The 11,031-nt window shown below is 65.7% G+C and carries 10 protein-coding genes; 3 read left to right on the forward strand and 7 right to left on the reverse strand.

Translation table 11 applies throughout. The features are described from left to right. Positions 1 to 8: 8 nt before the first annotated feature. The 4 genes from JN280_RS32965 to JN280_RS32980 all read right to left on the reverse strand — a co-directional run bounded on the left by JN280_RS32965 (position 9) and on the right by JN280_RS32980 (position 3,961). On the reverse strand, positions 9 to 815 hold the full coding sequence (locus JN280_RS32965; RefSeq protein WP_202308496.1) for an ABC transporter permease: 807 nt from the start codon (positions 813 to 815) through the stop codon (positions 9 to 11). Beyond that, the gene (locus JN280_RS32970; protein WP_244742426.1) at positions 812 to 1,693 is read right to left on the reverse strand and encodes an ABC transporter permease; all 882 of its coding nucleotides are present in this window, start codon (positions 1,691 to 1,693) and stop codon (positions 812 to 814) included. Before JN280_RS32970 ends, JN280_RS32965 begins: the two co-directional genes overlap by 4 nt. Next, entirely contained in the window at positions 1,690 to 2,772 is a 1,083-nt protein-coding gene (locus JN280_RS32975) for an ABC transporter ATP-binding protein (RefSeq protein ID WP_202308498.1), read from the reverse strand. Before JN280_RS32975 ends, JN280_RS32970 begins: the two co-directional genes overlap by 4 nt. 154 nt (positions 2,773 to 2,926) lie before the next feature. Beyond that, positions 2,927 to 3,961 (reverse strand): ABC transporter substrate-binding protein, encoded by a 1,035-nt coding sequence (locus JN280_RS32980; protein ID WP_202308500.1) that lies wholly within the window; start codon positions 3,959 to 3,961, stop codon positions 2,927 to 2,929. A 163-nt stretch (positions 3,962 to 4,124) separates the two neighbouring features. Between JN280_RS32980 and JN280_RS32985 the strand changes: the two genes are divergently transcribed. Together JN280_RS32985 and JN280_RS32990 are read left to right on the forward strand one after the other, a co-directional pair. Beyond that, complete coding sequence (locus JN280_RS32985) at positions 4,125 to 4,898, forward strand: FadR/GntR family transcriptional regulator (RefSeq protein WP_202308502.1); 774 nt, start codon at positions 4,125 to 4,127, stop codon at positions 4,896 to 4,898. After that, positions 4,895 to 6,595, forward strand: coding sequence for an AMP-binding protein (locus JN280_RS32990; RefSeq protein WP_202308504.1), 1,701 nt, complete (start codon positions 4,895 to 4,897; stop codon positions 6,593 to 6,595). Before JN280_RS32985 ends, JN280_RS32990 begins: the two co-directional genes overlap by 4 nt. A 255-nt stretch (positions 6,596 to 6,850) precedes the next feature. Here the strand turns inward: JN280_RS32990 and JN280_RS32995 are convergent, their stop codons facing one another. Genes JN280_RS32995 through JN280_RS33005 form a run of 3 tightly spaced genes read right to left on the reverse strand, consistent with a single transcriptional unit; the run spans position 6,851 to position 9,460 of the window. Then, the gene (locus tag JN280_RS32995) at positions 6,851 to 7,660 is read right to left on the reverse strand and encodes an enoyl-CoA hydratase/isomerase family protein (protein ID WP_202308506.1); all 810 of its coding nucleotides are present in this window, start codon (positions 7,658 to 7,660) and stop codon (positions 6,851 to 6,853) included. 11 nt (positions 7,661 to 7,671) lie between these two features. Continuing rightward, a complete protein-coding gene (locus tag JN280_RS33000) occupies positions 7,672 to 8,664 on the reverse strand; it encodes an MDR family oxidoreductase (RefSeq protein ID WP_202308508.1) in 993 nt (330 codons plus the stop codon). Between the two features lie 37 nt (positions 8,665 to 8,701). Next, complete coding sequence (locus tag JN280_RS33005; protein ID WP_202308510.1) at positions 8,702 to 9,460, reverse strand: FadR/GntR family transcriptional regulator; 759 nt, start codon at positions 9,458 to 9,460, stop codon at positions 8,702 to 8,704. Between the two features lie 164 nt (positions 9,461 to 9,624). Between JN280_RS33005 and JN280_RS33010 the strand changes: the two genes are divergently transcribed. Then, on the forward strand, positions 9,625 to 11,022 hold the full coding sequence (locus tag JN280_RS33010) for an FAD-binding oxidoreductase (protein WP_202308512.1): 1,398 nt from the start codon (positions 9,625 to 9,627) through the stop codon (positions 11,020 to 11,022). The last annotated feature ends 9 nt before the right edge of the window (positions 11,023 to 11,031 follow it).

An 11,031-nucleotide genomic window follows, 5' to 3' on the forward strand; every position in this document is an offset into this window, starting at 1 on the left:
TGCTTCCCTCAGAACCGCAGCGACCTCAAACCCACCGTGCGATCGATGACAAATATCGCCGCGAAGGTGAGGAAGATGCTGAGCGAGGCGATCGCCGCCGCCGTCGGATCGAAGTTGAAGCGCAGATAGTCGAACAGCTCCAGCGGCAGCGTGTTCGTGCCGAGCGACTTCAACAGCAGCGAGATGTTGAAGATGTCGAAGGAGATGACGAAGGCGAACAGGCAGCCGGTGATGATGCCGGGCTTGATCGCCGGCAACGTCACACGCCGGAAGGTCATCCAGGCGCCGGCACCGAGGCTGCGCGCGGCTTCTTCCTGCGACCTGTCGAAATTGAACAGCGCCGACGAGACATTCAGAAACACGTAGGGAAAGGTCACTACGACGTGGCCGACCTGGATGCCGATCGAATAGTCCGTGCCCAGCCCGATCTCGTAGAAATAGAAGAGGAGCGCGATCGCGGTCAGGATCTCGGGGACCAGCAACGGGCTGGTCATGACCACGCGGATCTGGTCGCGCCAGGCGCCTGCGTGCCGCGCGACATGGATGGCGGCAATCGTTCCGATGACACCGTTGACGAGCATCGAGATCGCCGCGATCCGCACCGAATAGAGTGTGGCGTCGAGGAACCGCGCATTGGAGAACAGCGCCTCGAACCAGCGCAGCGAGAAGCCTTCCAGCGGAAAGGCCAGGAACTCGCCCGAATTGAAGGACAGAAGCACGACGAGCACGATCGGGAACATCAGGAAGATGTAGATCGCCGCCACGAGCACCGTGAACGCCCGGTCGAGCACGGTCTTTTCAGTACCGCTGCTCATGGCAGCCTCCGCATCGCCCGCGCCGTCAGCTTGAGATAGAGGCCGACGAAGATGACCGCGACCGCCGCCATGATGATGGCGAGTGCGGCGCCCGCCGGCCAGCGGAAGTTGTCGACCAGATACTGCACGACGAGCACCGACATGGTCCGGCCGCTGGTGCCGCCGAGCATGGCCGGGGTGACATAAGCGCTGATCGACAGCACGAATACCAGGATGGTGCCGGCCTGAATGCCCGGCAGGCTGAGCGGCAGCGTGACCTTCAGGAAGGTGCGTACGCGCGAGGCGCCGAGCGACCGCGAGGCCAGGGCCAGATCGGGGCTGATGGCCTGCAAATTGCCCAGCAGCGGCAGGATGACGAAAGGCAGGAAGACATGCGTGAGAGCGATCGTCACGCCAAGCGTGTTGTTCATCAGTTGCAGGGGAAAGTCGACGAGGCCGACCGCCTTCAGCGCCTGGTTGGCGACGCCGTTGTTCGACAGGATGATCATCCAGGCGAAAGTGCGCACCACCAGCCCGACCAGCAGCGGCGAAAGCACGAAGATGTAGAGAAGGCTGGTCCAGCGCGAGCGCGAATTGGCGAGATGATAAGCGACGGGATAGCCGAGCAGCAGGGCAAGAACGGTGACCGTGATCCCGATCATGACGGTGCGGCCGAGGATGCCCCAGATATAGGGGTCGGCGAGCGCCGACGTGTAATGGGCGAGCGTGAAGCCGTCGCCATAGACGGCCCGGGTCGAGGCCTCGCGCAGGCTCATCGTGATGATGGAAAGATAGGGCAGCGCGAAAAAGCCGATCAGCAGCACCAGAGCGGGCACGATCATCCATGCCGAGCCGGCGCCGAGCGCCCGTCGGTCGGCGCGTGGCACGGCCCCGCTCATGACGCGAGCAGCCATGTGTCGCCGGCGGCAAAGCTCAGCGCTACCCGTTGGCCGGCCGCGACGGCATCACGGCCGCTCACGTCGACCACGACCTGGTCTCCGCCGTTCAGTTCGACCTTCAGCTGGTTGGCGCTGCCCTGATAGACGCTGCTGACGACGGCGCCGCGCAGGACGTTGTCCGCGGCGCCGCCTTCGGCCGGCGCGGCGTCGCCGTTCGTCGTGCGGATATTCTCGGGCCGTATCATGACGCTGACCTCGACGCCGCGGGCGAGCCCGGACGGCCCCGTCGCGCCGATGCCGCCGCATGATGTCTCGATCCTGTAAATGCCGTCGCCTGTTGCCTCCACGACGTGTCCGCGCAGCGTGTTGGAGCGCCCGATGAAATCGGCGACCGAACGCGAGGCGGGGCGCTCATAGACGTCGCGCGGCGTGCCGAACTGCGAGATGGAACCGGCGCTCATCACCACGATCTTGTCCGACATGACGATCGCCTCGGACTGGTCGTGGGTGACATAGATGGCGGTGATGCCGACGCGCCGCTGCAGGTCGCGGATGAAGAAACGCATCTCGTCGCGAAGCGTGGCGTCAAGATTGGCGAGCGGCTCGTCGAGCAGCAGCACCGACGGCTCTATCACCAGGGCGCGGGCAAGCGCGACACGCTGTTGCTGGCCGCCGGAAAGCTCACGCGGAAAGCGTTTCTCGTAACCCTCGAGCCGCACCATGGAGAGAACGTCACCGATGCGCCGGCGGCGCTCGGCCGGCTCGACCTTGCGTACCTCGAGGCCGAAGCCGAGATTTTCCGCCACGGTCATATGAGGAAACAGCGCATAGGACTGGAACACCATGCCGATGTCCCGCTGTTCGGGCAGCGCGCGCGTGACGTCGCGCTCGCCGAAGAGGATACGGCCACTGTCCGGACGCTCGAAGCCGGCGATGCAGCGCAGCGTGGTGGTCTTGCCGCAGCCGCTCGGACCCAGCAGCGAGACGAACTCGCCCTGGGCGATCGGGATCGTTATGTCCTTGAGGATGTGAAGGTCGCCGTATCGCTTGTTGATACGGTCAATGGTCAGCGCGGTCATCGCTCCCCTCTGGAATGCGCCAATGAGATCGGCGCTGCCGCTTTGGCTGTTTTGCTCGAGCATCGGATTTTGCCCGAAACCGGCACCCACTCTCGGGGCAGATGCTCCAACCAATGCGGGGAGACGGACGTCTCCCCGCATTCGCATATGGCCGTCAGGCCATCTCGCGGTTCCACCGGTCGGCAATCTCGGCCGACCTGTCGACATAGCTGTCCCAGTTGAAGCTCTTGATCTCGCTCATGCGCGGACCGACGATCGGGATGCGCTTGGCGAGTTCGCCGTCGACGACCGACTCGCTGTTCGTGGGAGAGGTGAAGAAGGCCCTCGCCATGTCCTGCTGCACCTTGGCGTCGAGCACATAGTTCAGATAGGCGTGCGCGGCGTCCTTCTCGGCGCCCGTGGCAACCAGGTTGAAGGATTGCTCGAAGGCAAGCACCCCTTCCTTCGGCGCGACGATCGCCACCGGCGCGCCCTTGTCCTGGAGCACCATGATCTCGGTCCAGTCGACCGGCGCCACGACGGCGTCGCCGCGCATCAGGGCCGTTGCCACCTCGCCGCTCCAGGAAGCCTGGGTGAAGGGCAGCAATTCCTTGATCTTGGCGAAGGCCGTTTCGAAATCGTCCGGCGAGCTGCCGAAGAGTTCGGCGGCCAGGCGCAGGAACAGGACGGCGCCGGTGTTGCCGATCTGATAGAGCCCGATCCGCCCCTTGAACTCCGGGTTTTCCCAAAGGTCGCGCCAGGAGGCCGGCGGCGTCTTCACCATGTCGGTGCGGTAGGCGAGCCCGATCGGCGAGACGATCGCCCGGATGCCGGCCGCATCCTTGTTGACGAATTGCGGAAACACCTTCTGGGCGTTGGGCACCTTGGCGAGATCGAAGGGTTCGAAGAAGCCTTCGGCGCGCAGCATGGCAGCGATGTTCTCGTTGCCCATGAAGATGCTGTAAGGCGAGCTGCCGCCGCCGGCCCGGATCTTGGCGACGAAATCCTTGCCCAGGCCGACGTCGAGCCGCGGCTCTATGCCGGTCGCCGCGCTGAAGCCCGGCAGGAGCTGGGCCTCCCAGAACTTGGCCCAGAGCCCGCCATAGGTCGGCACGACCAGCGACTGCTGGGCGGCGGCCATGCGCGTCCCGGCCATTGCGGCAAAAGCGGCGGCAGCGCCGACCGAGAATTCACGTCTCGTCAGTCTCATCCGATATCTCCATGTTCCCGACTGCATCTTATTGTTAGGCTGCATCCCAGAGTCTGGAGATGCGCCGGTTGGATCGAAGGCTTGCATCTTTTGATCAGGTGGTCAACAAATTAGATATTGTAATATTGAAATAAGCGAAAACGCGGCGAGGGAGAGAAGACGCATGGAGCAGGCAACGGCCGAGATACAAGCCACGAAGAGCCTGGCGCATCAGATCGCGACGGCTCTGCAGCAGGAGATCGTGCAGGGCACGCTGAGCGTGGAGGAACGGCTGCCCTCCGAGACCGAGATCGCGAAACGCTTCGGCGTGTCGCAGCCGACGGTGCGCGAGGCGTTGAAGATCCTCGCCGCCAAGAAGCTGGTGCGCTCCAAGCGCGGCCCCAATGGCGGTGTCTTCGTCAACGCTCCTTCGCTCACGGCCGCCAGCCACATGCTTCAGGAGATGACGACCTGGTTCGTCGGCCTCGGCGTCTTCGGCCTGTCGGAGATCGTGGAAGCGCGCCTGCTGCTCGGCCGCACCTGCGTCCAGCTCGCAGCCCAGCGAGCCACCGAGGAGGACCTGCGCAGCATCGAGGCGACGCTTGATGCTTTCGAGCGCGTCGACATATCGGATGAGGAATTCTGCCGGCTGGACGTCGCGTTCCACCACGCCATCGCGCAGGCGACGGGCAACAACGAGCTCCGCTTCATCATGCTCGTGGTCAACGATTCGCTCATCCCCGCCACCAACATGATCTCCTTCCGCTTCCGGGAGCGGGGGCGCGTGGTGTCGCTGCATTCGGACATCCTCGATGCGCTCCGCGCCCGCGACGCCGCGGCCGCGACCGCCGCCTTCGAGGAGCTGATCGCCTATCAGTCCAGCGTCTATGAGAAGGCGCTTTCGGCCCGACAGGCGGAGCAGCCGCGAAAGCAGGCCCTTACACAGGATGGTCGATGAACTCCCTCACGGCCGAAGGTCAACATCTGGTCGAGGCGTTGCGGCCGGATGGCAGCCGCGTCTATCGCAGCTCGGGTCCTCTCCCCGCGAGCCTGCCAGACATATTCCACCGTTTTCGTGAATGGGCATTGCAGGCGCCGGACCGGCTGCTTTTGTCGGAGCCGGGCCCCGGAGGAAGACGAGGGCTCACTTATGGCCAGGCCCTCGCCCGCGCCCTCGCCGTCCGGCATCGGCTCGCCTCCGCCTATGGCGTCGGCAAGGGCAACTGCGTGGCGACGCTCGCGCCGGCTGGCATCGACGCACTGATCCTCAAGCTCGCCTGCCTCGCCGGCGGCTTCGTCCACTGTGCATTGCCGCCCTTCCCCTTCCGCGACGGCGGAAAAAATCCGGCGACCGAACCTTTCCTGGCCGCCGCGGCGCCGAAGCTGCTCGTCGCTCCCACGGGCCATCCGGCCATCGAGAATCTCGGCGCGGTGCCTTTGGCTGCCCTGGCCAATGCCACGATGGATTCAGGCGAAGCCGAAAACGAAGCAGCCTCGTCCGACGATTGGGCGGCGATCTTCTTCACGTCAGGGAGCACCGGCGTACCAAAGGGCGTGCCGATCACCCGTGCCATGATCTCCTCCAACCAGGGCGCGATCGCCGCGATGTGGCCCTTCCTCGCAGACACACCGCCGGTGCTGGTCGACTGGCTTCCCTGGCACCACGTCTTCGGCGGACTGGACAACATCTTCAAGGTCATCTGGAACGGCGGCACGATGCATGTCGACGCGCCGCCGGGTCCTGGCACGATCGAGGCCAGCGTGGAGCTGATGGCCGAGGTCTGCCCGACCATGCATGTCGCGGTCCCGCTCGGGCTGCGTCTCCTTCTCGACCGACTGGAAGGCGATGCCGAGGCGGCCCGCAAAGCCACTCGGGGATTGAAAGCCGTCTTCTTCGCCGGGGCCGGCATCGATGCCGAGCTGTGGCAGCGGCTGGTGGCTTTCCGTGATGCCCATGGCGGCTTCGAGATCCTGTCCGGCTATGGTGCGACGGAAGCAGCATCCACCATCTGTCTCTCGCCGGCGCCGCTGGAGCGGCCGGGCGAGCTCGGCCATCCCCTGCCCGGTCACGAGATCGCCCTTGTAGAGGCCGACGGACGCACCGAGCTTCGCGTTCGCGGCCCGAATGTCGCGCCGTGCTATCTGATCGAAGGCCGCAGGAGCGAACTTCCGATCGACGAGCACGGCTTCTACCGTACCGGCGACGCCGCGGTTCTGCGCAAACGCTCGGACGGCGTCCCGGTCTTCGCCTTCGACGGGCGCCTGGCCGAGGATTTCAAGCTGTCGAGCGGCATCAAGGTGCGCACCGGCCCGCTGCGAGCCGGAATCCTGGCTCAATGCGCGCCACTGGCCGACGACGTGGTGATCTCGGGCGAGAACCGAGATCAGCTTGTGGCCCTGGTGTTCCCTGCTGCTGCATATAAAAACGATCCCGATCTCACGGCGCAGCTTGCCGCCCGCATCGGAACGTGGAACGCCGGCAACGGCGGCAGTTCCACCCGGATCGCGCGTTTCGACATAGCGGCCTCGCCTGCCGACCGCACGAAGGGCGAACTCTCTGACAAGGGCCAGATCGTGCGATCGCGCTATCTGCGCAACCACGCGGCCCTGTTCGATGCCCTCCAATCGGGCGGGAGATACCTGCCGGAAGCGTAGGTCCTGCCAGATTCTTGGTTGCCAGCCCGCCTGCCGGCGGACCCCTCATCCGACCGCGCTTCACGCGGCCACCTTCTCCCACAAGGGGAGAAGGGAAGGCTTGCAACAGCGCTTCCGCCAGTCGCCGACGTTGGTGATTTGCTGTAACGGCAAAGCCAGGCTCCGGCCTTCTCCCCTTGTGGGAGAAGGTGGCCGCGCGCAAGCGCGGACGGATGAGGGGTCCTGCCGGCAGGCGGTCTTTGGACAACTTGCCGATCAATCCAGATCGCGGAACGGCTTCTCGCGGATGTCGAGGAACTCCTTCAGCGAGTGATCCTTGAGCAGACGCATCCAGTACCTCCCCTCCTCGGAGGCATGGAGGATCGCGGTGGTCTCGCGATTGTAGGTCCAGGAGCTGCCGAGACCGGCCGTCTCCTGCTGATGGTTCAGCGCCGCCTTGGCGAATTTGATCGCAGCACCCGGCATGCGCGCGCATTTGCGGGCGAGTTTCTCGCTTTCGGCCTTCAGCCGGTCGCGCGGCACGGCCTTGTTGACGAGATGGATGCGCTCGGCCTCGCGGCCGTCGATGAGGTCGCCGGTATACATCAGATGCCGGGCGTGGATCATCGGAACTGTCCAGGGCAGCATCAGCGTCGGCGGCGCCGATACGTGGCGAACTTCGGGCTCCCCGAACATGGCATCCTCGGCGGCGATCACCATGTCGCAGCACATCATCAGTTCGAGGCCGCCGGCCAGCGCATAACCGTTGACCGCCGCGATGATCGGCAGCGGCGCCTCGCGGATGAGCTGCATGCGGCGCATGTTCGCGCCGATGTCCTCGCGCCAGCCCTCGGCGTCCATCTCGAAATCCTCGCCGCCGAGATCGAAGCCGGAGGTGAAGGCACGCCCCGCCCCGGTGATGATCACCGAGCGCACATCGGGATCCTTGACGGCCCGCTTGATCGCCGCCTCCAGCGCGTCGCCGAGCGCCTGGTTCATGGCGTTCATCTTGTCGGGACGGTTGAGGGTCAAGGTGACGAAGGCGTCCTCGGCGTCCTTTTCCCAGAGTACCAGTTCGCTGCTCATTTCAGACCCTCTCAGGCGATCTCGATGACGACGCGGCCGCGCACGGCGCCGGCCACGATGCTCTTGGCGAGCTCGGGCAGGTCCTTCATCGGATGGACCTCGGTCATGGCCGCCAGCTTCTGGCGGTCGAGGTGGTCGGCCAGTGTCCGCCACGCCCTTTCGCGCTTGGCGGTGGGCGCATGAACGGAATCCACGCCGATCAAGGTCACGCTGCGCAGGATGTGCGGGAAGACGGAGCCCGGCAGGTCGTTGCCGCCGGCGAGGCCGCAGGCCGCCACCGCGCCGCCATAGACGGTCTGCGCGAGCACATTGGCGAGCGTCGTGGAACCGACGGAATCGACGGCGCCGCTCCACCGCTCCTTCTGCAGCGGCCTCACCTCGCCGGCGAGCTCGGCCCGGTCGAGGAACGAGGTCGCCCCCAGCCCGCGCAGATAGTCATGCGTCTCGGCGCGTCCGGTCGAGGCGACCACCACATAGCCCTTCGAGGACAGCAGGCTGACCGCGGTCGAGCCGACGCCACCGGCAGCACCCGTCACAAGCACTTCGCCCTTGCCGGGCTGGATGACGCCCCAGTCCTCCAGCGCATTGACGCACAGCGCGGCCGTATAGCCGGCGGTGCCGATCGCCATGGCCTCCTTCAAGGTGAAGGCATCGGGAAGGCGTATGAGCCATTCGGGCTTGAGCCGCTGGAAGCGCGTATAGCCGCCCCATTCGGTTTCGGACAGGCCCCAGCCATTGACCACGACCCGGTCGCCCGGCGCCCAGGCGGAGGAGCGCGATTCCACCACCGTGCCTGATATATCGATGCCGGCCACCATGGGCAGGCGCCGCGCGATGCGGCCCTTGCCGGAGACGGCGAGCCCGTCCTTGTAGTTGAGGCTCGAATAGCTCACCTCGACCAGCACGTCGTGGTCGGGCAGGTCCTTCTTGGTGATCTCGCGAAAGCCCGCGCGGGGCTTGCCGTCGACATCCTCCACCATCATCGCGGAAAAAGCTTCGGTCATGTTCATCTCCAGGAGTGCATTGTCTTGATCGCCGGCGTCAGCCGCGCGCGGCGCGCTTCGCCTCGCGTTCGGCCAGCCGCTTCAGGCTGACGGCATAGCTGTCGCGCAGATAGGCGAGCAGTTCGGAAAGCACCGACGTCGCGCCGGCAGCGTCGCGCGCCTCGATGGCGTCGGCCAGCCGCTGGTGGAAATCCGCAACCTTCTTCCGCTCGCGGACCTGCGAAACGATCATGTTGGTGATCGGCATGAACGCTTCGACCACAGTATACATCATCAGGCTGAGAGGTCCGTTTCCGGCGGCCTTCACCAGCGACCGGTGGAAGCGCACGTCGGAGGCGCAGAACTCCTCGTCGGTCGGCGTCGTACTGCGCTGCAGGGCGACTTCGGCCCGCATGGCCTTCAGATCGGCATCGCTGCGCCGCTCGCAGGCGAGCCGGCAGCAGATCGCCTCGGTCTCCAGCCGGGCGCCGATGATCTCGTCGATGTCGAAGGCGCCGACGCCGACGAGCAGCGTCGCAGCACCCGTGATCGCCGAGGACAGGCCTTCCGGATCGGGACGGCTGACGAAGGTGCCGCCGCTCGGGCCGCGCTGCGAACGCACGAGGTTCTGCGCGGCCAGACGCTTCAGCGCCTCGCGCACGGTCGGGCGGGATATGCCGAAGCTACGGGCGAGCTCTTCCTCGGTCGGGAGCCTCTCGTCGATCTTGAGCCTGCCGTCGAGGATGGCCGCGCGGATCTTGTCGGCAACCTGCCGGGCGACGCCTGTGCGGACTACATCCTGATATTCGATCGGCATTCGTCCTCCCTCGGTGCGATCGTGCCGCAGATCGGCGCCAACCGCGCCACCAGCCGAAGCCGGAATGACATCTAAACAATATAAGTTTGACAAATATTGCAAGCGAAATAGTCTGATGCCAGACAGCGTCCGGAGATCGCTTTCCTCCGGATCATCCCGGCATCATGGCGCGACCCGACGACCAGCTTCTCTCCCATCTCGCCGCACGGCTCGACCGGGCCGCGCTGCTGGTCGGCGACGATATCGACCAGCGATATTCTGACGACCTCTCGGGCGGTGAGAGGATACGCCCGGGCTTCGTGCTGCGGCCGCGCAACACCGACGACGTCGTGGAGATCCTGAAGGCCTGCAACGCGGCGCGCCAGCCTCTGGTCGTGCAGGGTGGCCGGACGGGTCTTGCGGGTGCGGCCAGGGTCCTTCCGGGCGAAGCCGTTCTCTCGCTCGAACGCATGACCTCGCTTCAGGACGTGGAACCCTTGGCGGGCTCGGTGATCGCCGAGGCGGGTGTGCCCCTGCAGATCGTGCAGGAGCGCGCCGAGGCAGCGGGCTTCGTGTTCGGCGTCGATATCGGCGCGCGCGGCACCGCCACGATCGGCGGCAACATCGCCACCAATGCCGGCGGCATCCGGGTGCTGCGCTACGGGAGTTTCCGCGCGCAGGTGCTGGGCCTCGAAGCGGTGCTGGCGGATGGCAGCGTGCTTTCGTCGCTCGGTGGTCTCGCCAAGGACAATTCCGGCTACGATCTCGGCCAGCTCTTCATCGGAAGCGAAGGCACGCTCGGCGTCGTGACCCGGGCCTGCCTAAGGCTGCACCCGAAGCCGGTGACCCAGGCCGTCGCCTTCTGCTCGCTGTCTTCGCTCGACGCTGCTTTCAGCCTGCTGAGGTTCCTGCGTGGCAGGCTCGGACAACTGCTTGCCGGTTTCGAGGTCATCCTCGCGCCCCTGATCGGCGACATGGTCGCAGCACTCGGCCTCACCCCGCCGGTCGCTCTTGGCGCGCCAGTCTATGTGCTCACCGACATCCAGGGATTGACCCCCGGCGCCGACGAAGAGGCCTTCGCCCAGGCCCTCGGCCAGGCGATCGAGGACGGGCTCGTGGAGGACGCCGTGCTGTCCCAGTCCGATCGCGAATTCCATGCGCTTTGGGACCTGCGGGACGACTGCAACCGCTTCCTCTTCGCTCAAGGCACCAATCTCGGCCTCGACGTCAGCCTGCCCTTGCCGCGCATGGGGGCGTTCCTGGAGGCTGCCCGGGAGGCCCAGGCACGCGCCGACCCCACCGCGCGCGCCTACATCTTCGGCCATCTGGGCGACGGCAACCTTCACTACATCGTGGTCACCGACAAGCCGGACGGCGTCGCCAAGGCGGTCTTCGACTGCGTGGCGAAAGCCGGCGGCTCGATCTCGGCCGAGCACGGCATAGGGCTGGACAAGAAGCGCTATCTTCATCTGACCCGCAGCGAAGCCCAGATCGCCGCGATGCGGCGCCTGAAGGCGACCTTCGATCCCAACGATATCCTCAATTCCGGCCGCATCTTCGACATGCCGCCTGCCATCTCCTGAGAACTCCGG

Origin of the sequence: Mesorhizobium sp. L-8-10 (assembly GCF_016756635.1) — a bacterium.
Taxonomy (GTDB): Bacteria; Pseudomonadota; Alphaproteobacteria; order Rhizobiales; family Rhizobiaceae.